19 protein-coding genes are annotated in these 24,405 nt (G+C 33.4%); 10 read left to right on the plus strand and 9 right to left on the minus strand.

Translation table 11 applies throughout. The annotated features are described in order from the left end of the window. Nucleotides 1-698: 698 nt before the first annotated feature. The 5 genes from FGK85_RS09005 (at nt 699) to FGK85_RS09025 (ending at nt 6,431) form a co-directional block, all read left to right on the plus strand. The gene (locus FGK85_RS09005) at nt 699-977 is read left to right on the plus strand and encodes a GNAT family N-acetyltransferase (protein WP_138205808.1); all 279 of its coding nucleotides are present in this window, start codon (nt 699-701) and stop codon (nt 975-977) included. A gap of 158 nt (nt 978-1,135) precedes the next feature. Beyond that, nucleotides 1,136-2,404, plus strand: coding sequence for a M1 family aminopeptidase (locus FGK85_RS09010; protein ID WP_138205810.1), 1,269 nt, complete (start codon nt 1,136-1,138; stop codon nt 2,402-2,404). Nucleotides 2,405-2,579: 175 nt separating this feature from the next. Continuing rightward, nucleotides 2,580-2,990: a hypothetical protein gene (locus tag FGK85_RS09015; RefSeq protein ID WP_243122845.1), complete on the plus strand. Its 411-nt coding sequence runs from the start codon at nt 2,580-2,582 to the stop codon at nt 2,988-2,990. A 186-nt stretch (nt 2,991-3,176) separates the two neighbouring features. After that, nucleotides 3,177-4,349 carry a hypothetical protein gene (locus FGK85_RS09020; protein ID WP_138205812.1) on the plus strand — a complete coding sequence of 391 codons (1,173 nt, stop codon included), beginning with the start codon at nt 3,177-3,179 and terminating at the stop codon, nt 4,347-4,349. Nucleotides 4,350-5,435: 1,086 nt separating this feature from the next. After that, the gene (locus FGK85_RS09025) at nt 5,436-6,431 is read left to right on the plus strand and encodes a tyrosine recombinase XerC (protein ID WP_396276654.1); all 996 of its coding nucleotides are present in this window, start codon (nt 5,436-5,438) and stop codon (nt 6,429-6,431) included. Nucleotides 6,432-6,795: 364 nt separating this feature from the next. Here the strand turns inward: FGK85_RS09025 and FGK85_RS09030 are convergent, their stop codons facing one another. Next, nucleotides 6,796-7,197 carry a hypothetical protein gene (locus tag FGK85_RS09030; RefSeq protein WP_138205816.1) on the minus strand — a complete coding sequence of 134 codons (402 nt, stop codon included), beginning with the start codon at nt 7,195-7,197 and terminating at the stop codon, nt 6,796-6,798. Between the two features lie 449 nt (nt 7,198-7,646). On the opposite strand from FGK85_RS09030, the gene lexA reads away from it, so the two are divergent. Beyond that, on the plus strand, nt 7,647-8,252 hold the full coding sequence (lexA, locus tag FGK85_RS09035) for a transcriptional repressor LexA (protein ID WP_138205818.1): 606 nt from the start codon (nt 7,647-7,649) through the stop codon (nt 8,250-8,252). 97 nt (nt 8,253-8,349) lie between these two features. Here lexA and FGK85_RS09040 read toward each other — a convergent pair whose 3' ends face one another. The 4 genes from FGK85_RS09040 to FGK85_RS09055 all read right to left on the minus strand — a co-directional run bounded on the left by FGK85_RS09040 (nt 8,350) and on the right by FGK85_RS09055 (nt 12,763). Next, complete coding sequence (locus FGK85_RS09040; RefSeq protein ID WP_138205820.1) at nt 8,350-10,002, minus strand: recombinase family protein; 1,653 nt, start codon at nt 10,000-10,002, stop codon at nt 8,350-8,352. 57 nt (nt 10,003-10,059) lie between these two features. After that, nucleotides 10,060-10,263 carry a transposon-encoded TnpW family protein gene (locus tag FGK85_RS09045; protein WP_138205822.1) on the minus strand — a complete coding sequence of 68 codons (204 nt, stop codon included), beginning with the start codon at nt 10,261-10,263 and terminating at the stop codon, nt 10,060-10,062. A gap of 75 nt (nt 10,264-10,338) precedes the next feature. Further along, entirely contained in the window at nt 10,339-11,238 is a 900-nt protein-coding gene (locus tag FGK85_RS09050) for a phage major capsid protein (protein ID WP_138205824.1), read from the minus strand. A gap of 271 nt (nt 11,239-11,509) precedes the next feature. Next, complete coding sequence (locus tag FGK85_RS09055; RefSeq protein ID WP_243122846.1) at nt 11,510-12,763, minus strand: phage/plasmid primase, P4 family; 1,254 nt, start codon at nt 12,761-12,763, stop codon at nt 11,510-11,512. A 653-nt stretch (nt 12,764-13,416) separates the two neighbouring features. On the opposite strand from FGK85_RS09055, the gene FGK85_RS09060 reads away from it, so the two are divergent. Genes FGK85_RS09060 through FGK85_RS09075 form a run of 4 tightly spaced genes read left to right on the plus strand, consistent with a single transcriptional unit; the run spans nt 13,417 to nt 19,535 of the window. Further along, a complete protein-coding gene (locus tag FGK85_RS09060; RefSeq protein ID WP_024822623.1) occupies nt 13,417-13,638 on the plus strand; it encodes a helix-turn-helix domain-containing protein in 222 nt (73 codons plus the stop codon). 4 nt (nt 13,639-13,642) lie between these two features. After that, complete coding sequence (locus tag FGK85_RS09065) at nt 13,643-15,211, plus strand: type I restriction-modification system subunit M (protein ID WP_138205828.1); 1,569 nt, start codon at nt 13,643-13,645, stop codon at nt 15,209-15,211. After that, nucleotides 15,208-16,437 carry a restriction endonuclease subunit S gene (locus tag FGK85_RS09070; protein ID WP_138205830.1) on the plus strand — a complete coding sequence of 410 codons (1,230 nt, stop codon included), beginning with the start codon at nt 15,208-15,210 and terminating at the stop codon, nt 16,435-16,437. The genes FGK85_RS09065 and FGK85_RS09070 overlap by 4 nt, the downstream gene beginning before the upstream one ends. Further along, a complete protein-coding gene (locus tag FGK85_RS09075) occupies nt 16,434-19,535 on the plus strand; it encodes a type I restriction endonuclease subunit R (protein WP_138205832.1) in 3,102 nt (1,033 codons plus the stop codon). Before FGK85_RS09070 ends, FGK85_RS09075 begins: the two co-directional genes overlap by 4 nt. A 175-nt stretch (nt 19,536-19,710) precedes the next feature. Here FGK85_RS09075 and FGK85_RS09080 read toward each other — a convergent pair whose 3' ends face one another. The 4 genes from FGK85_RS09080 to mutL form a co-directional block, all read right to left on the minus strand. Then, nucleotides 19,711-20,997 carry a methionine gamma-lyase family protein gene (locus FGK85_RS09080; protein ID WP_138205834.1) on the minus strand — a complete coding sequence of 429 codons (1,287 nt, stop codon included), beginning with the start codon at nt 20,995-20,997 and terminating at the stop codon, nt 19,711-19,713. A 143-nt stretch (nt 20,998-21,140) separates the two neighbouring features. Further along, a complete protein-coding gene (hfq, locus tag FGK85_RS09085; protein ID WP_138205836.1) occupies nt 21,141-21,383 on the minus strand; it encodes an RNA chaperone Hfq in 243 nt (80 codons plus the stop codon). A gap of 66 nt (nt 21,384-21,449) precedes the next feature. Further along, entirely contained in the window at nt 21,450-22,385 is a 936-nt protein-coding gene (miaA, locus tag FGK85_RS09090; RefSeq protein WP_138205838.1) for a tRNA (adenosine(37)-N6)-dimethylallyltransferase MiaA, read from the minus strand. Nucleotides 22,386-22,400: 15 nt separating this feature from the next. Further along, a complete protein-coding gene (gene mutL, locus FGK85_RS09095; RefSeq protein WP_138205840.1) occupies nt 22,401-24,401 on the minus strand; it encodes a DNA mismatch repair endonuclease MutL in 2,001 nt (666 codons plus the stop codon). Between the last annotated feature and the right edge of the window lie 4 nt (nt 24,402-24,405).

The following is a 24,405-nucleotide window of genomic DNA, read 5'->3' on the forward strand; positions in this document are numbered from 1 at the left end:
TATGGGATATTTATTAGCCACTACGTGAATAACTCCATGTAGAGATTACTAATATCAAAAATTTTCCTTCACTCAAAAGGATTTTTTGTCATGCTCAAAATTCGTTACTTCATCTTCAAATTACAAATTATTTTATTATTCTGCGCCCTTCGGGCAAAACATTTTTAAGCTTAACTTTTTCATATTTCACTTTACACTATCCTTTTTTATCATAGTGTTAAAGCAAAGAATACCAAAAAGCTATGTGTTACAGAACCTAAAGCATATTTGCATTTCAGCTAAATTAAAAGCTTAGGCTCCAAACAAAGCATAGCTTACTTTGTTGTAGTCTTTGCACGGAGCAAGTTAATTTATAGCTGAATGTATCACAGACCTTCATAAAAACACCCCCAATACGTTACAGTTAATTATATCATAATTAACTTAATTTTTAATATATGGATTGTTTTATGATTTAAATATAGGTAGAAAACTCTATAAAATATTGTTTTCATACAACTTTACCACAAAAATATGAACAGGAAAACTTTAAACTAGTCGCTGTATATGCTGATAAAAACATTAGTGAAAGTAAGGGCAATAGGTTAATAGGTTAAGTGTGAATTAGGTACAATAGGTTGTAAAACAGAAGATATTGAAATATTTTATGGTTTATCCAGTGGATATTTTCCATAGAATATATGCTATAATTAGATAAAATGAAATTATATAGAAGAAAAGGTTATGGGTATAGGGCGTTTCTATTAGGACTTAACTATTGCTATAGAGAGCTAAAACTTCCAAAAGTTTGGGCGGGATGCTATGAAAGTAATTTAGCAAGTCAAAGAATGCTTGAAAAAATAGGATTTGTCAGAAATAGAAGTGAAGATACATCTGAAGTGGATGCATTCAATGGTGCTGAAATTAAACAGTTAACTTATGTTCTAAGTTATGAAAACTTTCTAAAGATATATAAAAGTTTAAGTGGTAATTCATAACTTTATAGTTAAAGATAGTAATCATTGTATAAACGAAACTAGGCCTGATGCAGTTATTGATTCCATAAAAGAATTATTATTTGTTTAAAGTATTGAATTTATTTAATCATAATTTTAGAAGGCTCAATATTGATGGTTTTATAGGGGAGGGGACTACATTGGATATTAGCTTTAAAATCGATGTATTTAAAGGAAGTTTGACATGTCAGTGTAAATATGAAAAATGTGATATATGTACTTCTCATTTCTACTTAAACAGAGATTTCACAGTAAAATCTATAAAAGCAGATGATAGATATTTCTCCACATCATCATCCTTAGTAAAACTAGACGTACTTGAGGGATACCTTGTAAGAAAATTTGAAATTCCTAAATTTTCTCACACACTTATTATAGAATTTGAAGGATATTTAACAGGAGATACAGGATGTTGTCCTTATGTCAAGGAAACAATTAATGAGGATTTCACTTTTATTCGCTGGGAGACCTTTTGTTATCCTATGTTTATTGAAGATACACAAGACTCACTATTTAAATATTTAACAGTAAGCGGTTATGCAGATATTTCTGTGGAAGTACCTTATGGTTATAAAACTATAGCATCTGAAAAGTTAACCTCAAAAAAAGAGAATATATTCTATTTTAATGATCATAAAGCAGCTAAATATAATTTCAACTGCGCCATAGCTAAATATAAAGAATTGATTTTACCAACAGGGATTTTCTACCTTCTTAATGGTTCCTTTGATAGTGATATGTTAATAGAGGTTATGGATTTTACAAGCAAATACATGAATTCACACTTTGGATATAGGGACATAAAATCTAATACAAAATATGTTTCCATTCCTGATGGCTACGGCTCTTTCACCTGTGAAGAAAATGACACAATATTTATACAACAATCTACTTTTTCTTCAAAAAAGAACATGAATCAAATTATACATGAATTTACTCATCTTGGATGGAATGCAAAAGCTGAAGGTACTGTTAGCCGTTCACGCTTTTTCGATGAAGCTTTTACCAGTTATTATGAAATGCGAATTATGAATGCACTAGAGGGAAAGGAATATTATTTAGATTTATATTCCAAAACTTGGAATGAACAAATGAACTCTGGCAAATATAAAGAAATTCCAATTCATAAGTTTGGTGAATATGAATATGGTGATTTAAGCTACACTGCAGGAGCTATATGTTTATATGAGTTAACTAATATCATTAGTGAAACCATCTTTGATAATATAACCACACAATTCTTAAACGAGTTTAAAAATAAGGCTACAACTTTTGAGGATTTCTGCAATTTTTATATTAATAAGGCTAAAAATGATAAAAAGGAGAGTGTAAAAAAACTATTTGATGATTGGATATACTCATGTGAAGGATTTAAAAAGTATATAAAGATTACTTATATCCCAAGGTAGTAAAGATAGTGCCGTAGATAATTGCTTTGAAGAATTATGTAAAATCCATGAAGAGTTAAAAACAAAGCCTTATATTGAGAGCTTAGAGCATAGATATATTATGGTATGTAGGAAAATATAATTGAAAGTATATGAAATATGCAAAATATATTTAGTAAAAAGGGGGGGGATATAGTTGTTTAAAGGTTTTAAAAATAAAATTACAATACCAATGCTCATTGTGTTAATATCACTATTTTCAGCAGGATGTTCTGCTGGCAGCTATAAAACTAAAATGTCTGTTGAAAATAATACAGCTAAAAGAATGCAAATGTCTTACTCATCTTTTGAAGGTTACAAATATACTTCTATAAAGTTAAAAAAAGGTGATGAATTAACTTTAAATGTTAATGTAACTACTGAAAAAGGTAATTTGAAAATATCTGTACTAGATGAAGATGATACTGAGTTATTTAAAACAGAAAATCCAAAAGAAGAAATTACTAAAACGATTAAAATAGATAAAGATGCTGATTATAAAATAAAAGTTGAAGGAAAACATAAAGGAAAATATAAAATAACTTGGGATACAAAAGAAAGTGAGTGATCTACTATGGAAAATAATTCTATAACCTTACCAACACATATCGTTGCAGCAGGTGGAATAATTACAAATGATAAGAATGAAATTTTATAAGCTATAGTGCATCTTAAGTTATATATAACTCTATGTATATTATTAATTTTAAGATATAATAGATATATAACTGTACCATTAAAAGGAAGTGAAACTATGAGTGAATTTTACGTTATGAATAAAAATGTGGAAGTTTTATTATTTAGCGATGAATTAAATATAAATGGTCAATATCCTATTTTAGAAGTATATAATGAAGATATACTTCCATATATTTTAAAGAACAATATAGGTGATTTAAATACCTGGTTTAAAAGTAGGGTAATACCTACAAATCGGAACCATTTAGAAAAGTTGCAAAAGGCTTTAGAATTAAGCGAAAAGCCAACTGCTTTAGATTATTTAAAATTAAATAATGGATTTAGTTTGAATGATAGTTATTGGATAAAGCCTCTAGATACTAAATCTATGTATCCTAATGATTTATGTTGGTCTAAACATAATTTATATGATAATAAATTTGAAGAAGCTTTAGGACTTATAACTTTTTTTGGTAATGCTACCAGTTTGGGTGGCACTGTAAACACTCCTAAGGTTTCATCACCAGAGCTTACCACACAAGGAGTTATGAATAAATCTTGGAGAAGGATAGATAATAAGCTTTTATTATATAAAAGGGGAAATATAGGAGCAGCAAACTTAGATAAAGAACACTTTGCAGAGGGTATAGCAAGTGAACTAGGAAAGATACTAAAAATAAATTGTATACCTTATTGGACAGATACTTGGCACAATCAAAATTGTTCAGTATGTGAAATTTTTACAACTAAGGATATAGGATACTTACCTATTAAATATTTTTTAGAGACTAACACCGCTAATAGAACTAACTGGATCTTTACAAATGTTATAGATTGGATTCCCAAAAAATTCAAACAGGATTTTTTAGATATGATAGTATTTGATTATATAATTGAAAATAAGGATAGGCATTTGGGAAACTTTGGTTTTCTTATAAATAATGATACTCAGGAATTAATATCTTTTGCGCCATTATTTGATCAAGGCTATTCCTTAATGTCTAATGCCATGCCAGATGATTTTCATAAAGACTTAGCTGAGTATTCAGAACATCACCCAAGTTTCAATACAAAAAATAGCCTTTTAGCTAACTATATTATAGATAAAGATAAACCAAGATACAAACATTGGACTAAACTTTTAAGATTGAACCTTACTAATGTAAACTGGTTCAACTGCCCCAATTGGTATAAAGAAGGCATCGAAAAGTTAGTCCTTAGTAGATGTAATATTATAGATGCTATTTAAAATTGCTGAACTATTTAGTTTAGCTCTACTAGTTTTATGTAATAAATTTATCATAAAGCAAAATTATTAACAGAGACTTATATTAATTCTCAGCAAAACAAACAAAAAAGTTTTGAAGAATTTATATAAATCTCTGTTTTTTTAACTAAAAATACAAGCAAAACAAAATCAATAATCATAGTTAACTATATTTCATTAGGTTAACTTAGTTAACTGTGGTTAATAAATTTGAAATTATCAACCAAAATATAAATATTACTTATTTAGTTTACATAATATATAATCCGTAAACCAACGAATCAATTCCCCATTGAATTTTTGGGAAATACTCATAAAAACAAGGTAATATAATGTTTGTTTAATGTACATCAATTTTATATTTGTTAATAAATAAGTATTTATGTTCTTGTTCAACCTTATTTTTATAGAATTGATTACAGAGATGTTATTCACTAAATATCGATTTGTATAAAATATATGAAAAAACTTTTCTTAACAAGTATATTTGTAAGTATACAATTAAACTTTATTTATTTTTTGATAAATTTAGCCCCTACTTTATTTCGTTTTATACAACTTCGCTAAATGTATATTTAGCGAACTTCGCATGTTGACCTATTTTATAGGTTGTAGTATAATAAAATCAAGGCTTGTAGCCATTTTTACTCTTCTATTATTTTATATGGGAGGAAATACACTATGACAGAACGAAATATAACTGATAAATATAAGAACTTCAAATACCTTAAAGAAATTCAGGATATATTAGATAACACTCATTTAAATGTTAAAGATGAAAAAGTATTAAATAAAATCATATCCAACTACAATCATTCTAAGACTCACAGAGGCTACAAATATATAATTAAGGATATTTATATATTAACCGTTAAAAAAGAGCTCAGCACTAGTCAAATGGCCCAAATATATAAGGTTACTCCTCGAACTATACAAATATGGTTAAAAGAATTAGGCTTAAACAGAAATAAGAGAAAAGCCGGGAGGATCGGCGCCAGTAATTCTTCACAAGTTTTAAACCTAAATCATTCATCAATTGAGAAAAATGTCAATACTTCCTTAGAGAAAATTAAATTTCAATTAGGTATAGCTAACCAAAGAGAACAACTCCCTAAATGTTTGATAGAGTTTTTAAGCTATCTAGAAACCATAAAAGGAAAATCTCCCAACACTTTAGATGCCTATAAAATAGATTTAACTATGTTTTTTAGATTCATTATGCTTTATAAAGGATTGTGTCAAGTGAATGAAAACACAGAATTTCAAGACGTAGATATTAGTTCTATAGATACTAATATACTACGAAATATAGTTTTATCTGATCTCTATGCTTTTTTATCTTTTACAGAGAAGCAAAGAGATAACAGCGCCTATGCTAGAGCCAGAAAAGTAGCCACATTAAAATCATTCTTCAAATACTTATACGGTAAAGCTAAAATATTGGATGAAAATATAGCTTCAGAACTAGAATCTCCGAAGATAGATAAAAGAAATCCTGTTTATTTAACCTTGGATGAAAGCAAAAGACTACTATCTTCAGTTAAAAACTCTAACAACCCTAGAGATTATTGCATTATAACATTATTTTTAAATTGTGGATTAAGAATATCTGAGCTTTGCAGTATAGAAATATCAAAAATCAAAGGAGATACCTTGACAGTAATAGGTAAAGGAAATAAAGAAAGAACCGTTTATCTTAATAAGGCTTGTTTAGAATCCATCCATAGTTATTTAAACTCTAGGAATGAATTCATAGACAAAATCTCCTTTGAATATAAAGATATTTTGTTTTTGAATAAAAATTATACAAGTATAAGCAAAAGATCTGTAGAGAATATAGTTAAAAAGTATATCAAAAAATCCGGATTAGATGAGGATAAATACACTCCTCATAAATTAAGGCACACTGCAGCCACCTTAATGTATAAGCACGGAGGTGTTGATATAAGAAGCCTACAGAAGATTTTGGGCCATGAGAACATATCGACCACTCAAATTTATACCCATGTAGACGATGAAAAATTAAGAGAAGCAATTAAATCCAATCCTCTTTCTAATGAATAATACCATATACAAAATCAATTAAGTTTTTATTTATTTGATTATTTTAGCACCTTATTTTTAGAAATTATTTTAAAAAACTCATTAACTTATATAACCTTTAAATTAACTAGTTAACTTAGGTTAACTAGTTAATTTAAAGGTTTATTTTACTTTTAATACTATTCTATATAATAATATTTATAATTCATTCAATATCATTTATCTATATATCCAAGTTAAAATTTTTCTACATCTCATATCACTATGCGCAAATAGGATTGAAGACTAAAATACATTATGAGTTTAAGAGCATTATGAAAAATGTTTTTTACTGTTCCTACACGTATTACAGACTATCAAAATAAAAAAAGAATAACTAGAAAAGTTATTTTTTTCTAGCTATTCTTATAAAACCTGGAAATACTTCATCGGCCATTTTATTAAATTCATTTTCATTTTCTAGTATTTCTTTAATTTCTTCATGATCTTCAATATATTCAAATTCCACTTCTTCCTGAGAACCCTCTGAAGTTTCGTCTTGTTTTATATCTTGTAAATCTAAATACCTATCATCCCTTTGAAAATCTTCATCCAAATCTTCATAGTCGGTAATTTCATCAGGCATATCCAAAACCTCATCTATTTTTATTTCTCTAAGGTCAAATCCTTCCCTCTCCATGCATTTTCCGCAATTATTACAAACTTTCTTAGAATCTAATTCACATATGTAGCATTCACCACAATCATTACAATCCTTATTTTTATTGAATATACATTTTTTAACCATATAGTCACCTCTTTAGTTCATATTTCATCAGTTAATTATAACAAAGGCTTTTAATTTAATCAATAATATTTGAATTACGCAGAGTAATGGATATATTTGGAGATATACGCGTATATATTTGAATTAATGGTTATTTTTCCAATAATTTGGCATGTTTTTACCAGGAACTCTAGTTTGATGTTTTTTCGCTTATATGCTATAATTTCATCAAGCTTAAAAGATTATCTAAACACGTACTAAATTCATGTATATTCAAATGACCAATTAATAAACTAGAGAATAAACAGAGCTCTTAGCTTCAGATGGAGTTTTTACTCCAACTGAAGGTTAGAGATCGTTATCCATGGACGTAGCTGCCGTTATCTCCCACTTTGTTAGAAGTGGGAGTGTTACTGCAGGTAGTCATCGGATAAAATAAGGAAAATAAAATTTCAAAGGGAGTGATTAACATGGGTAGAGTGTCTACCAAACAAATGGAAGTATACCAATGCATAAAGGATATTACTATGGAAAGGGGCTATCCACCTTCTGTTAGAGAAATATGCAAAGCAGTAGGCCTAAGCTCTACATCTACTGTTCATAGCCATTTGTCTAACTTGGAAAAAAAGGGACTTATAAAAAGAGATCATACTAAACCAAGAGCTATAGAAATAGTAGAAAACACACTCATGAGAAAAGAATTAGTTAGTATTCCTATAGTAGGAAATGTAACTGCTGGTCAACCTATTTTAGCTGTAGAAAATATTGAGGATTATTTTTCACTACCTATTAATTTTGTAAAAAGCAATAATGAACTATTTATATTGACAATTCAAGGTGAAAGTATGATTGAAGCAGGTATAAGAGATGGCGATTTAGCTATTATAGAAAAGATTAACACTGCAAAAAACGGTGATATAGTAGTTGCTTTAATAGATAAAGAAGCCACTATAAAAAGATTTTTCAAGGAAGAGGATCATATAAGACTACAACCAGAAAATAAGACTATGGATCCAATTATAGTAGATGATTGTGAAATCATAGGTAAATTAGTGGGTATATATAGAAAATACTAGTAAAAAAGGACTCTCCTTTAGGAGCGGTCAGATAGGGATTATAAATTCCTTAAAAATTCGGCATAGTCGTTGATATTCGGCTATGCCGCTTTTTCGTTTATTTTGGTAAGTCGATAGCACCAATGCAGTTATAGAAAATTTGAATCCGCTGGGTTCTGCGACCATCTATCTTTTCAGCCTTGAATACTATAATTTTGTCAATGAACTCTCGGATAATCTCTGCATCCAATTCTGTAATTTCTGTGTACTTTTTAACCAGTGCCAAAAAGCGGTCGGTATTGAGGGACTGTTCATTTGCTGTATCAATGGTATGCTTTAATTTGGTTATCCTTTCTTCCAGTGTCTTCTGCTCGGCTTCATATTCAGCCGACATCTTGTAAAAACGCTCTTCGGGAATTTTGCCCATCACATTGTCCTCATATAGCTTTCGAATGATTTTGTCTATGTCAGCAATGCGAGTCTGTGCTTGTTCATACTCCTTTTGACTTTGGCGGAGTTCTTTGGCAAGTTCCTTTTCTGAATTATTCATAACTATACGGATGAATTCCTGTTCATGGTCTTTGGCAAAGGAGGTCACACGTCTTAAGTCTTCTAGCAAAAGCTGTTCCACTACAACATTGCGTATCTGATGTGAACTGCACATACCCTTTTTCTTGCGGTAAGTAGCACAAACGAAGTATTCCTTATCGTGTGTCCATCCCTTGCCTCTAACCTGATACAGCTTTGCTCCACAGTCGGCACAAAACATCATGCCAGAAAGCATTCCCATTTCACCTAATCGTGATGGTCTTCGCTTGCCATCTCTGATTTTCTGCACTGTTTCCCAAGTCCCCTCATCAATAATTGCTTCATGGGTATTTTTGAAAACTAGCCAATCTTCTGGATTGTTCAATATCTTGACTTTGCTCTTGTAGGACTTTTTAGAAGTCTTGAAATTCACCGTGTGACCTAGATATTCCATTTTAGCCAAAATATCTGCTACGGTACGAGCCGACCAAGCATATGGATTTTCTGGTGGTCTTGCTGGAGTGTTAATACCCATTTTGCGAAGATGCACCGTAGGTGTATCAATGCATCGCTTTTCAAGTTGCTTTGCTATCTGCGTGGGTCCAAAACCAGCCATGCACAGTCGGAAAATATCTCTGACCACTTCGGCGGCTTTCTCATCTATTATCCAGTGCAACTTATCTTCAGGGTCTTTAATATAACCGTAAGGCGGATTGGTGCAGAGTGGTTTACCGGACTGTCCCTTGGATTTGAACACAGCACGGATTTTCTTGCTAGTATCCTTAGCATACCATTCATTAATAATATTAAGAAACGGTGTAAAGTCACTGTCTGCTTGGTTTGCACTATCAATACCGTTGTTAATAGCAATGAATCGTACATCTGCTTCAGGAAACATAATCTCTGTGTAATAGCCTACTTTGAGGTAATCCCTGCCGAAGCGGGACATATCCTTAATGATAATCGTTCCAATTCTACCGGACTCTACATCTGCAATCATGCGGTTAAAGTCTGGTCTATCAAAAGTTGTACCGCTGACCCCATCATCCACATAAAATTCGATGTTGCGAAAACCGTTGTCCTCAGCATATTTTTTTAGAATTGTCTTCTGGTTTACTATGCTGTTGCTGTCTCCTGCAAGCTCATCATCACGGGAAAGCCTGCAGTAAAGAGCAGTAATTTTCGCTTCTTCAAATGCTAATGTTGATTTACGTATAGTGCTAAATGTTGACTGTCTATTCATTTTTCTCCTCCATTTCCGACAGTCTTCAAGCGGTTTAGCACTATGTATATTACCGTACTACCTTGAAGAAGTCGAGTTGATTTCCGTGGATTTATTTGAACTATCTGATAACTTTGAAAGGCTTTTTGCGTTGACTGTAATCAGTCGTTTCAGCTTGGAATATGCACTTTCCTTTGCTGAAACACTTATTCGTGATTCCACCACATAGACCGTACCTCCAATATCGGATTTGGTTGTGCGACTGTTAATTTGGTTTTCCATATCGTGACCTCCTGTACGATGTTTTGAAGGAACTGGCACTGAACCGAATCAATGATCCAGTGCCTTATCCATTATTTAAGCTTTTATTTGTAATATTTTCAGAGCATCCGGTTGAATTAGCTTGCCATCCAATCTCTCGTAAGCAGAAAAGCCAATTTGCCCCTGCAATGCATATAACTCACTTAATTTTTTTATCGTTATTGGTTGACGTTCAATCAGCCAGTAGTATGATAAATCTCCAAATACAAGGCTTTTTGCTCCTGCTGATACTGTAGGCATATATGGAGAGGTAACTACAGGCTTTCCGAAGATGGTGTTATCTGAAGGATTCCACAGATAACTGCCGCTTGTATCCTTAAGGGTTCTAAGAAGCATAGCTGTATTATCGTGCATGATAAACACAGCGTTATTTCGGTATTCATCTTTTAATGAAAAATACAGAGAGATAATCTCGTCAAAAGAAATGGTAGCACTATCTGCTGTAGTTACATCTGCATCTGCTGTAAGGATACCTGTTGGCTGTGTTGTGCCATTTCCATTAAGTAATGCATTTTCCTCAGCCTTGCCAAAACGCTTCGCAAAATCACCCATCAGATATTTTTCAAGATTAAAGTTCATATCGGTGACGAATGAGCGGTTTAGCTTGACAAGAGATGCCAGCTTGTATGATTTCACCAGAAACTGTGTAAATGTATCGGCACTTTCGGGGATTGGATCTCCGTCTTCAACCCAATCTGCTGTCCCCTTTGAGGATACCGCTTGAATTTTACCTTCTGCAGAAGATAGATTGATAACAGTAGCAGATCTGCGGAATATATTTTCCTTTGCCAAAGCAGTGTTAAAGCCTTCTCTGAACTCATCTGGTGCGACATAGGCTCCTGCATTATCAAAACCCTCGCTTAGATTTTGATTGTTTTCTTCTTTTCCTTTCATAACATTCCAAAACGCTCTATTATAAGTTGTTGATGTTGCCATAATCGTTTACCTCCTAAATTTTATTAAATGTGGGGTATATACCCCGTTTGAAACCGCGTTTTTTTACACGTTGCCCCACGCCCGTTATCCAGATGAAAAGGTGTGGAGATTTGACCTCCCCTAGGGGCAGGTATCAACACATGGAGTTGTATCCAGTGTTTTAGTGGTTTTAAGCTTTGTAGCAAGATGTAGCAGGTAAAAACTAAACTCTCTATACGAGAGTGATTTTTTATATAACCTGTTTTTCTTGCTACAAGTTGCTACACTGTGTTTAAATAAGAAGAAATTCTTCTTCTGTCAGCTTATATCCGATAAGCATTGTGGTCATTCCACCACCAGAACGTGGTCGTTTCCGTTCTACACGGGCGATAGCTGTTAAGGCTTGTTTGAAGTTTCTTGCATTCTCCGAATAACATCCATTGGCACTGCACCAACGCTGATATCGGGCATACACTTCGGATGTCCGCACCTCACTATTAGGACTTTCCTCCAAGGCATCCTCGAAAAATAATGCTATTTTATCGCTGTCACGCTTATAAGCCTCCGTTGCTGTCTTAACGGAATCAGGTAAAGTCAATCCCTCCTTCTTTAACAGCTGATAGCCTTCAATTAGCCAGTTGAGGATAGCACTCTGATTCTTCGGTTTGGCGAATTCGCGTTTTAAGTTTTTATCCTGCTCGCTTTCATCAAAGTGTCGTTCAAAAGGGATAATCACCACTCTCCCACTGGAAAATAGCGTCATATCCGTAATAACGGGCAGATAATTGGTGTTGATATAAAGCTTAAACTTAGGTGAAAAATCAAAAGAGTTTTCGTGTAGAAACCTTGCGTTGATGGTGTCACCACCCGTCATGCTTTTTACCTGTGCAGCATTTAGGACAAGTCCTCTGCTAGGTTCGGAGATATTCACAAAGCGTACTCCTGCAAGCCGGGCAATATCTTCACTTGGACTTGAACTGTTATTGTTCTTTTTCAGACTGATAGTCTCCGGCCTTGCGGTACAGCCATAGCTGCCTAATACTTTTAGAATGCTCTCGCATAGCGTACCTTTACCGTTTCGAGTTGTAGCACCATCTGCATACACATTGCCCGTTACGGTAACAAAGCGGTTTGTTGCTCCAGCCACATAGACCTCAACTCCCAGCTTTCTGTTGTTGATATAGTATTTTGTTTTGTCAAAGTCATAGCCTGTGGCCTTAAAGAAAATATGCAACCCTTTCCCAGATGGACTGTGTTCCATATAGCAACCACTAAAAGCGTCTACAACACTTTGGGCAACAGGCTTAAGCTTATCACCACTGTCAAAGCAATCATCTAAGTCGATAACACAGATGTCATTACCTACCAAAAATCCGATACCATCATAATTACTTATAGCAGCAACCGCCGAACTAAAATCTTTAAATGTACCACGTTGATTTGGTTTTGCCCTTTTTCCCGTTACTGGGTTATAGGGAACTTTGGTTTTTCTACCACTTCGTTCTTCATATTTCCAACAGCAAAACTGTGACTTATCTTTAAGCACCTGTGGCAAGTTATCATATTTTGTTTTCAGTTACTTCACCTCCTTGCCTTTTATTAATGACCCGAAACGCTACTGTTCCAGAGGGTTTGCCTTGTTTGACACAACCTCGTTATCTTTCAAGGAATACGCTCGGAATTATCGTCATGGCATATTCTGCTTGAAATATCTCTTGCATTTCGGGGTATTCAGTTGTCAAGGAGCAGTGAGAGAAAAACTATGCTTTCATTGGGGGATTATTTTTCCTCTCACCTTATAGCCTTGGTAGAACATATTAGTTGAGGATTTTAGAAAAAAATTTTTTTCCTCATCTATAAGCGAAGAATTCTATTGATTCGAACCCCTAAAATAAAAAAACAGCCTGTCTTTTTTTCAGAAAAGACGGCTGTAATGCTTATGCTTTTGCTCAAATTTGAGCGGAAGTGATATTTAGTTTAAGAAGGATTAATGTTATAACTTTGCCTTTGGTTTTACAAATAGACTTAAAGACATTTTTGTCTAAAAGTATTTATTTAAATAAAAATCAAAAATAAAGACATACACAACTATCATTATCTTTATTAACATTGTAAAATTAATTCACAAACACAGAATAATCATGTTATGTTTGAAGAAAATGTGCTATAATGGAAAAAAGATATAAAGAGGTGACCAAGATGACCGTTAGCTATAAAAAGCTTTGGAAATTGTTGATTGACCGCGATATGAAGAAGAAAGATTTACAAGCTGCTGCGGGAATAAGTCCATCTTCAATTTCAAAGCTTTCTAAAAACGAATATGTCAGTATGGACGTTCTTGTAAAGGTTTGTACGGCACTTGGCGTTGATTTTAAAGATATCATGGAATTAGTGCCAAATATGGTTGAAGAAAGGAAGTAGAGTTATGGAAAATAACAGAAAAGAACAGGAACGGGCGGAATTACACCGCACGATATGGAATATGGCAAATGATCTAAGAGGCAGTGTAGATGGATGGGACTTTAAGCAATATGTTCTAGGAATGCTGTTTTACCGCTACATATCTGAAAATATTACTGCCTATATTAACGTCGGAGAATGGGAAGCTGGCAATACGGAATTTGATTATGCTAAGTTATCCGACGAAGAAGCAGAACAGGCACGAGAGGATTTAGTTAAGACAAAGGGCTTCTTTATCTTACCCAGCGAGCTTTTTGAAAATGTCCGAGCTCGTGCAAAGGACGATGAAAACTTAAATGAAACACTTGAACAGATTTTCAGTAATATAGAAGCATCTGCCCAAGGAACAGAGAGTGAAGATAATTTCAAAGGTCTGTTTGACGATATTGATGTTAACAGCAATAAGCTAGGTAACACTGTAGTAAAGCGTAATGAAAAGCTGGTTAAGCTAATGAATTCTGTTGGAGAAATGAAGCTGGGAGATTACAAAGACAATACCATAGATGCATTCGGTGATGCTTATGAATTTTTAATGGGTATGTATGCATCCAATGCAGGAAAAAGTGGTGGTGAATACTATACGCCGCAGGAGGTTTCTGAACTCCTTACCCACTTAACATTAGTAGGAAAAACTGAAGTCAACAAGGTATATGACCCCGCCTGCGGTTCTGGCTCTCTACTGCTAAAGTTTGCAAAAATCTTAGGAAAAGAAAATGTACGTCAAGGTTTCTTCGGTCAAGAAATCAACATTACAACATATAACCTGTGCAGAATTAATATGTTCCTGCACGATATTGATTATGACAAATTTGATATTGCCCTTGGGGACACACTAACAGATCCGCAACATTGGGATGATGAGCCTTTTGAAGCCATTGTATCAAATCCACCATACTCCATTAAATGGAAGGGAGACAATGATCCTATTTTGATTAACGATCCCCGTTTTTCTCCAGCGGGAGTATTGGCTCCTAAGTCTAAGGCAGACCTTGCTTTTATTATGCATAGTCTTTCTTGGCTTGCAACAAACGGAACAGCGGCTATCGTTTGTTTCCCCGGTGTAATGTACCGCGGAGGCGCTGAAAAGAAAATCAGACAATACCTGATTGATAATAACTATATCGACTGTATCATTCAGTTACCGGATAACTTGTTCTATGGTACCAGCATTGCTACCTGCATTATGGTGCTGAAGAAGTCTAAATCAGAAAATAGTACCTTATTTATCGATGCATCAAAGGAATTTGTCAAGGTTACAAATAACAACAAACTAACACAAGAAAATATTGAGACCATTCTTAACGCATTCAAAGATAGAAAAGATATTGAGCATTTTGCTAGGCTTGTGCCAAACAGCGAAATTGCTGAACAAGATTATAACCTGTCTGTTTCTACCTATGTTGAACAGGAGGATACCAGAGAAAAGATTGATATTGTTGCTCTCAATGCTGAGATAGAAAAGATTGTGGCGAGAGAGCAGATTTTGCGGGAAGAAATAGATAAGATTATTGCGGAAATTGAGGTGGGCAAATGAGTAGATTGGATGAGTTAATTACTGAACTTTGCCCGGATGGGGTGGAATATAAATTAATTGGTGATGTATGTGATTTTATAAATGGATTTGCGTTTAAAAGTAGTAAATTTCAAGGCTACGGAGAGCCAATTTTAAGAATTTCAAATATTCAAGATAAAAAAATAGATACAAGTAATCTGGTTTATTTCAATTTGGATGACTATACTGAGGATTTGAGTAAATACATTGTCAACAAAGGTGATATTGTTGTAGCGATGTCTGGAGCTACTACAGGAAAAATAGGTGTTAATGATACAGATAGTATTTATTACTTAAATCAACGAGTTGGTAAATTTGTACCTAATGAAAAAATTATTTTGAATAGATTCTTATATCATATTTTGACTTCAAAGACGCAGTTAATATATCAGATTTCGGGCGGAGGTGCTCAGCCAAATCTTAGTTCAGAAAAACTCAAGCAAATTAAAATTCCCCTCCCTCCACTACCTGTTCAGCAGGAAATTGTCCGTATTCTGGACAATTTCACAGAGCTTACAGCAGAGCTTACAGCAGAGCTTACAGCAGAGCTTACAGCAAGAAGAAAACAGTATGAGTATTATAGGGATCTGCTATTGACATTTGGAGATGAGGTAGAGTGGAAGACTTTAGGGGAGATTGGAAAATTAATAAGAGGAAGTGGATTATTAAAATCTGATTTTGTAGAAGAAGGTTTTCCATGTATTCATTACGGACAAATACATACTTACTATGGTACAAGCGCTACTGAAACAATATCATTTGTTTCAGTAGACAAATCAAAAAAACTGAAAAAGGCTAAAAAGGGAGATGTACTCATTGCAGGTGTAAGTGAGAATGTTGAAGATGTATGTAAGCCTTTGGCTTGGCTTGGTGGAGATATATGTATAAGTGGTGATATGTTTGCCTTTAGACATAATCAAAACACAAAATATATAACCTATTTATTACAAACAACAGATTTTAGCAGATACAAAGAAAAATTTGCTCATGGTGCAAAGGTAACAAGGTTAAGACAAGATAAATTATTGGCTTATAAAATCCCTGTTCCACCCTTAGAAGAACAAGAGCGCATCGTAGCTATCCTCGATCGCTTTGACGCTCTCTGCAACGACTTAACCAGCGGCATTCCGGCCGAAATCGAAGCACGGCAAAAGCAATATGAATATTACAGAGATAAACTGTTATCTTTCAAGGAGGTGACGGCATGAGCATTTACAACATCGTTGCCAGTACTGATGAAGCAACGGTTGTTGCTGAATATGCAGCTGAATATAATGTCCGTCCTGAAAAGTATCAGAGCGAGGCAGAACTTGAGCGGGAGTTTATCAGGCAACTAACTTCCCAAGGATATGAATATATTTCAGTACACAATGAAGCTTCATTGATAGAAAATCTCCGAAAGCAACTTGAACTGCTTAATGACTTCACTTTTACTGACAGTGAATGGGATAGATTTTTCACAGAATGTATTGCCAATACAAATGAGGGTATTGTTGAAAAAACCAGAAAGATTCAAGATGACCATATCCAGATTCTAAAACGTGAAGATGGAACAACAAAGAACATATACCTTTTGGATAAAAAGAATATCCATAACAATCGTTTGCAAGTTATTAATCAATACGAAGAAGCAGGCGGCAAGCATGAAACCCGATATGATGTAACAATCCTTGTAAATGGACTTCCGCTGGTTCATGTGGAGTTAAAGAGGCGCGGTGTTGCTATCCGAGAAGCCTTCAATCAGATAAAAAGATACCAGCGTGACAGTTTTTGGGCGGCTTCTGGTTTATTTGAGTATGTGCAGGTATTTGTAATCTCCAATGGCACCCATACAAAGTATTATAGCAACACCACAAGAAATGCTCATATCAAGGAACAAAGTAGCAGTGAACGTCGAAGAAGCAAAAAAACAAGCAACAGCTTTGAGTTTACCAGCTTTTGGGCAGATGCAAACAACAAAATTATTCCTGATCTTGTGGACTTTACTAAAACATTTTTTGCCAAGCATACCCTCTTAAATATTCTAACAAAATATTGTATTTTCACATCTGAAGACCTGCTCCTTGTAATGCGTCCTTATCAAATAGCTGCTGCAGAACGTATATTATCACGTATTGTAGTATCAACCAACTACAAGAAGATGGGCACAACTGCAGCTGGAGGATATATTTGGCATACAACAGGCTCTGGTAAGACATTGACCAGTTTTAAGACAGCCCAATTAGCTTCTGCCTTGCCTTACATAGACAAGGTACTGTTTGTTGTTGACCGTAAAGACCTAGACTATCAGACTATGAAGGAATATGACCGTTTTGAAAAGGGGGCAGCTAACGGTAATACGTCCACAAGAGTTCTTCAAAGACAATTGGAGGACAGGGATGAAAAAGGAAATCCTCATGAATACAAAATCATTGTAACCACGATTCAGAAGCTGGATATATTTATTCGAAAAAACAAACAGCATGATATTTATAAGAAACATGTGGTATTGATTTTTGATGAGTGTCACCGTTCCCAATTTGGTGAAATGCATCAAGCAATTACGAAGAGCTTTAAGAACTATCATATCTTCGGCTTTACGGGAACCCCGATTTTTGCTGCCAATGCTAGTTCAGGAGGTAACCCACTGCTTCGCACAACCGAGCAGGCCTTTGGAGAAAAGCTACATACTTATACCATTGTAGATGCCATCAATGATGGGAATGTTCTGCCTTTTAGAATAGATTTTATTAACACCATCAAGATGCCTGATTACATTAATGATAAAAAAGTCTATAGCATAGATAGGGGAAAAGCCTTAGCAGATCCACAGCGAATCAGTGAAATTGTTTCATACGTTCTTGAACACTTTGATCAGAAGACGAAGCGCAATAGTTATTACACATTCTCTGCGAAATGGGAAGAAGCAGATAAACGAAACCCTAAGAAAATGATAGAAAAACGTGAAACAAGGCGAGTTGCTGGTTTCAACTCCATATTTGCTGCTGCATCCATCCCAATGGCAATCCGATACTATAATGAGTTTAAGAAGCAGATAGCGGAAAAGAACCGTAACCTTACCATCGCAATTATTTTCAGTTTTAGTGCAAATGAGGAGGAGCCAGATGGATTGCTTCCTGAAGAGGATTTTAATATGGAAAACCTTGACCAGAGCTCCAGAGATTTTCTTGAGGCGGCTATCCGAGATTACAATTCCACATTTAGTACAAATTACGATACTTCCTCGGATAAGTTCCAAAATTATTATAAAGACCTCTCTCTTCGTGTAAAGAATCGGGAGATCGATATATTGATTGTTGTCAATATGTTCCTGACAGGCTTTGATGCAACAACCCTGAATACGCTATGGGTAGATAAAAACCTGAGACAGCATGGACTGATTCAGGCTTTTTCAAGAACTAACCGCATCTTAAACAGCGTTAAGACCTATGGTAATATCGTTTGCTTTAGAGATTTGAAAGAAGAAACAGATAAAGCTATTGCACTATTCGGCAATAAGGATGCTGGCGGTATTGTACTGCTAAAAACATACGAAGAATACTATAACGGCTATGATGACAAAGGTGAGTATAAGCCGGGCTATGCTGAATTGATTACAACTCTTACAACACAGTATCCCCTTGGACAACCTATTCTCGGAGAAGAAGCGGAAAAAGACTTTATCAGGTTATATGGAGCAATACTTCGACTCAGAAATATTCTTACTTCTTTCGATGACTTTGAAGGAAATGAGATTTTATCTGAAAGGGATTTTCAGGACTATCAGAGCATTTATATTGACCTGTATCAGGAATATAGAAAAGGTGCTGATGGTGACAAAGAAACTATCAATGATGACATAGTTTTCGAGATTGAACTGGTCAAACAGATAGAGGTAAATATTGACTACATCCTTATGCTTGTAGCCAAATATCAACAATCCAGCTGCAAGGATAAAACCATTCTTACGACCATTGATAAGGCTATCAATTCGAGTATTGAACTTCGAAGTAAGAAAGAACTTATCGAGCGTTTTATTGAGCAAGTCAATGTATCGACCAAAGTAGATGAAGATTGGCGTAAATTCCTTCATGAGCGTAAGGAAGCGGATATTTCAGCAATTATAGAAGAAGAAAGATTAAAGCCTGAAGAAACCCGCCGATTCATCGACAATGCTTTCCGAGACGGAATGCTTAAGACGACCGGTACAGCCATTGATAAAATCATGCCACCTGTATCCCGCTTTGGCGGAGGCAGAGCCGCGAAAAAGCAAGGAATTATCGAAAAACTAATGTTATTCTTTGAGAAGTATTTAGGATTGATATAGATTAATATCAATCGCTAATTCAAAAATAATATCTTTATAAAAAACCAGTCACTTCAAGCATTCATGCCTGATTGTGACTGGTCTCTTTTTGCTCCGCTTGAAGCTGTTCATTTAAGTTTTTCTTCAATCCCTAAGTGAACGCTTCTTTAAAGAGTCCTTTTTTTATTTGCAGCTGTTAATTTTTTAAAACCTTTGATAATGCTATTAATATAGCAATCTTAGCATGTTCAAAAGTAAGTCCTCCCTGAAGATATGCAATATATGGCTCTCTTATTGGTGCATCTGCAGATAACTCTATGGAGGATCCTTGAACAAAAGCCCCAGCAGCCATTATAACTTCATCGTCATATCCAGGCATATCCCAAGGTTCACATTCAACAAATGAATCTATTGGTGAACCCTTTTGTATTCCCTTACAGAAATTAATAAGCTTATCTTTATCATTAAATTTTATAGCTTGTATTATATCGCTTCTCTTTTCATCAAATTTAGGTAAAACTTCAAAACCAGCCAATTCCATAATTCTAGCACATAATATAGCTCCCTTTAATGCTTCTATAGCTATATGTGGCGCTAAGAATAATCCTTGATAGAATAATCTAACTACACCAAAAGTGGAGCCACACTCCCCTCCTATACCTGGAGTAGTTAATCTATAAGCTGCTTGCTCAACATACTCTGATTTACCAGCTACGTATCCTCCTGTTGGAGCTATTCCGCCACCAATATTTTTAATTAAAGAACCTGCCACTAAATCCGCTCCCACATCTGTAGGTTCTTTTATATCTATAAATTCACCATAGCAATTATCTACAAAGCATATAGCATCCTCTTTTACGTTTTTAACACATCTTATAACCTCTTCAATATCTTCAATAGAAAGAGCTCTTCTCCATCCATAACCAGTAGATCTTTGAATATGTACTAATCTTATGCTTTCATCTTCTTTTAATGTTTTTTCTATTTCTTTTAAATTAACCTTACCATCTTCCATCAAATCTATTTGTTTATAGTTAACTCCATAATTTCTAAGGGAACCAATATTTTCATCCTTATTAATTCCTATTATGCCATGAAGAGTATCATAAGGTGTACCACATACAGAAAGCATAGTATCCTTTGGTCTTAGATTACCAAAAAGGGCTGTGGCTATTGCATGAGTTCCATTTACAAAATGAGGTCTTACTAGTGCAGCTTCTGCATTAAATATTCTAGCATATACCTTATCTAAGCTATCCCTTCCTATGTCTCCATATCCATATCCAGTACTATGTGTAAAGTGGCTTTCGCTTATTCTCTCTTCTTGAAGAGCCTTCAAAACTTTGATTTGATTAAACTCTCTTATAGCATCTAATTCTTTAAATACATTAGTTACATCTCCAAGAGCCTCTTCATATAAGTTTATAACTTGTTCGCTTATATTATAATGTTTTTTTAAAACATCTTTAGTTAAGTCTATCATCCTAGTATTCCTCCTTAAAAAACAAATACTTAATTATATTAGCATATAAAAAAAGAATAGGCAATTATTCGCCCATTCTTTTAATACAATAACTTAGTAACTGTACAAAGATTTATTAAATTTTAAACACAAATAAGTTTATTTTACTCCTCGTGTTCATTATCTCCAGAGAACAATATAGCTCTTAAAGGAGTAATTGTAGATATAGCATGTTTGTATATCATCATTTGTTTTCCTTCGCTATTAAGGACAACTATAAAATTATCAAATCCTTTAACATTACCTCTTAATTGAAACCCGTTAGTTAAATGTATAGTAACAGGGATTTTATTCTTTCTAGCATTATTTAAGAATACATCTTGTAAATTATTTATAGTTTTGCTCATAGATTCTCACCCTCCATATGTTTTAATTTATATCATTCTATAAAAAATTTAAAAATCCTTTATTTTTTACCTATTTTTAATATCATTAATTATAAAATTAATAATTTCTTCCTCATTTTTAAAATCCTCTTTGTTAATCCATATAGCTCTTGGATCTTTTCTAAACCAAGTTAATTGCCTTTTAGCATAGTTTCTACTTCCCTTTTTTATTAAATATATAGCTTCATCTAAACTTATATTTCCTTCTAAATAATATAATATCTCTTTGTACCCTATACCTTTCATTGACTGCATATTTGAATTATAACCCATATTGCGTAATTTTATAACCTCGTCCATTAATCCTTTTTCAAACATTATATCTACTCTTCTATTTATTCTATCATATAATTCCTCTCTATTCATATTTAATACATAATATTTTAAATCATAAGGTATATCATACAAGTTTTTTTCTTGTTCTTTTGTAAATTCACCAATGGTTTTACCTGTACTTTTAAATACTTCTAACGCTCTTACAACCCTTTTTAAGTCATTTGGAAATAGTCTTTCCCAGGAATCCATATCTATTTCCTTTAACATAGAGTGTATGTATTCTTTACCCTTTTCTTCAGCTAAAGCATTAAGATATTCCCTATACTCCTCATCTTTATCTGTATTGGTAAAATTATAATTATATATTACTGAATTTATATAAAGACCCGTCCCCCCTACTATCATAGGTACTTTGTCTTTGCTATATGATTCCTGAATATATTCCTCTGCTTTATTTTTAAATTCTGCCACACTAAACTCTTCGCTTGGCTCTACTTCATCTATCATGTAATGAGGCACACCCTGCATTTCTTCATGAGTTATTTTAGCAGAACCGATATCCATATACTTATATATCTGCATAGAATCAGCAGATATGATTTCTCCATGTATCTTTTTAGCTACCTTTATAGATATATTTGTCTTTCCCACTGCTGTAGGACCTGCTATTATAACTAATTTATTCATATTTATCTCCTTAGCTTATTGTATTCTTTTAAAACGTTTCTCTAATTCCCCCAAAGTTATCTTTATAATAGTTGGTCTGCCATGAGGACAGTTCAATGGCTCTCTTGTAGATTTTAAATCCTCTAGGAGCTTTTGCATTTCCATAATAGAAAGCTTATCATTGGCCTTTACTGCTGCTTTACATGCCATAGAAGCTATTTTATTGTATTTTATCTGAGTTATTTCCCCTGAACCCATGTTTTTTAAATTGTTTAATATATCAAAGAATAAATTTTTAATATTTAACTCATTTAATATAATCGGTACTTCTCTTATGTATATTGAATTAACCCCGAATTCTTCAATAACAAAACCCAGTTCTTTAAATACATCTTCATTTTCCTTATAATTTGCAAATTCTTCATACGTTAACTCTATTATCAAAGGAGCCAACAATCCTTGAACAACCACATCCCTTTTAGCTATTTCATCTAAATACTTTTCGAATAATACCTTTTCATGAGCGGCATGTTGGTCTATTATGTATAACTCCTTATTGTACTCGCCTAATATATATGAATTATTAAATTGTCCTATTATATTTATATCTGGGAAAAAATAATTTTCTTTTACATAATTATTTTCTTTAATAATATCACTTTTTTCTTCTTTATTGTATATTTCTTTATTACATAGCTCTTTATTATGATTTTCATCAACATTATTTATTATTTCAAAATTACTGTTAGTTTTTCCGACTTTATTATACGCACTTTCTTTTTCATTATCATTATTACGTAAATCCTCTATATTTTTAGGTAATTGTTTATTATAAATTTCACTTTGCCCTCTTATATTATAAACCTCAGTATTATCCATATTAGTTTTAACATTTTCTTGGTTATTCATAGATTTATTCATATTTCCATCTAAATTTACTTGTTGCTCATTATTAAGAGCCTTTAAATCAATTGGCATAACTACTTGAACAACTTTTTCCTTTACTTCTTCTATTTCTTCATCTTCATTTATAAAAAAAGTTCCCCTTAAATTTTCACTTATAGCTTTATGAACAGAATTAAAAACCAACTTAAATATATGTCTGTCATCACTAAATTTTATTTCTGATTTAGTAGGGTGAACATTTACATCTATAAATTCAGGATATACATCTAAAAACAGTAGGAAAAAAGGAAATTTATTTACTGTAAGAAAGGATTTAAAAGCATTTTCCACTGCTGCAGTTATCAAACTACTTTTTATATATCTCTTATTTACAAATATACTCTGCTTATTTCTACTTTTCCTGCTTATAGCTTCATTACCTACATATCCATATACAGATGCAATGTCACTGTGCCCTTCAAAATACCATATATTATCCACTACTTCTTTTCCAAATATAGCTCTTATAACATCCTTCATATTACCATTACCAAAGGTATTTATAATTTTTCTGCCATTACTCTCTAGTTTAAAAGCTATATTTGTGTTAACAAGAGCTAGTCTAGATACTATATCCGATATGAGAGCTGACTCTCTAGAGCTAGACTTTAAAAATTTTTGTCTAGCAGGCACATTATAAAATAAATTATTTACCTCTATAGAAGTACCTGTATTAAAACCTATATCTTTAATATAAGTTTTTATGCCTCCTTCTATACATATTTCTTTACCATAATCGAATCCTTCTCTTTTGGATTTCATTATAGTTTGGGATACAGAGGCAATACTAGCCAGTGCCTCTCCCCTAAATCCCAAAGTATTTATTTTAAAAATATCCTCTGCCTCTTTGATCTTACTAGTAGCATGAGGCAAAAATGCCCTTTCAATATCATCAGGATGAATCCCTATTCCATCATCAAGTATTTTTATGCTCTTTTGTCCGCCCTCTTCTATATATACAGATATATTTTTAGCTTCTGCGTCTATACTATTTTCCATTAATTCTTTTACCACAGAAAAAGGTCTTTCTATAACCTCTCCTGCCGCTATTTTATTACAGGTTTGTTCATCTAATAAATTAATCCTCTTCAAATGA

The sequence above is a fragment of the Haloimpatiens lingqiaonensis genome, assembly GCF_901447495.1.
In the GTDB taxonomy this organism is placed as follows: domain Bacteria; phylum Bacillota; class Clostridia; order Clostridiales; family Clostridiaceae; genus Haloimpatiens; species Haloimpatiens lingqiaonensis.

Excerpts from the sequence above, each read along its gene's own strand:
- FGK85_RS09005 (WP_138205808.1), top strand. The coding sequence starts at position 699 with ATGAAATTATATAGAAGAAAAGGTTATGGGTATAGGGCGTTTCTATTA.
- miaA (WP_138205838.1), bottom strand. The coding sequence starts at position 22,385 with ATGAATAAATTAGTTATAATAGCAGGTCCTACAGCAGTGGGAAAGACA.
- FGK85_RS09080 (WP_138205834.1), bottom strand. The coding sequence starts at position 20,997 with ATGATAGACTTAACTAAAGATGTTTTAAAAAAACATTATAATATAAGC.
- FGK85_RS09065 (WP_138205828.1), top strand. The coding sequence starts at position 13,643 with ATGGAAAATAACAGAAAAGAACAGGAACGGGCGGAATTACACCGCACG.
- FGK85_RS09030 (WP_138205816.1), bottom strand. The coding sequence starts at position 7,197 with ATGGTTAAAAAATGTATATTCAATAAAAATAAGGATTGTAATGATTGT.
- FGK85_RS09075 (WP_138205832.1), top strand. The coding sequence starts at position 16,434 with ATGAGCATTTACAACATCGTTGCCAGTACTGATGAAGCAACGGTTGTT.
- FGK85_RS09045 (WP_138205822.1), bottom strand. The coding sequence starts at position 10,263 with ATGGAAAACCAAATTAACAGTCGCACAACCAAATCCGATATTGGAGGT.
- FGK85_RS09070 (WP_138205830.1), top strand. The coding sequence starts at position 15,208 with ATGAGTAGATTGGATGAGTTAATTACTGAACTTTGCCCGGATGGGGTG.
- hfq (WP_138205836.1), bottom strand. The coding sequence starts at position 21,383 with ATGAGCAAAACTATAAATAATTTACAAGATGTATTCTTAAATAATGCT.
- FGK85_RS09020 (WP_138205812.1), top strand. The coding sequence starts at position 3,177 with ATGAGTGAATTTTACGTTATGAATAAAAATGTGGAAGTTTTATTATTT.
- lexA (WP_138205818.1), top strand. The coding sequence starts at position 7,647 with ATGGGTAGAGTGTCTACCAAACAAATGGAAGTATACCAATGCATAAAG.
- FGK85_RS09050 (WP_138205824.1), bottom strand. The coding sequence starts at position 11,238 with ATGGCAACATCAACAACTTATAATAGAGCGTTTTGGAATGTTATGAAA.
- FGK85_RS09060 (WP_024822623.1), top strand. The coding sequence starts at position 13,417 with ATGACCGTTAGCTATAAAAAGCTTTGGAAATTGTTGATTGACCGCGAT.
- FGK85_RS09040 (WP_138205820.1), bottom strand. The coding sequence starts at position 10,002 with ATGAATAGACAGTCAACATTTAGCACTATACGTAAATCAACATTAGCA.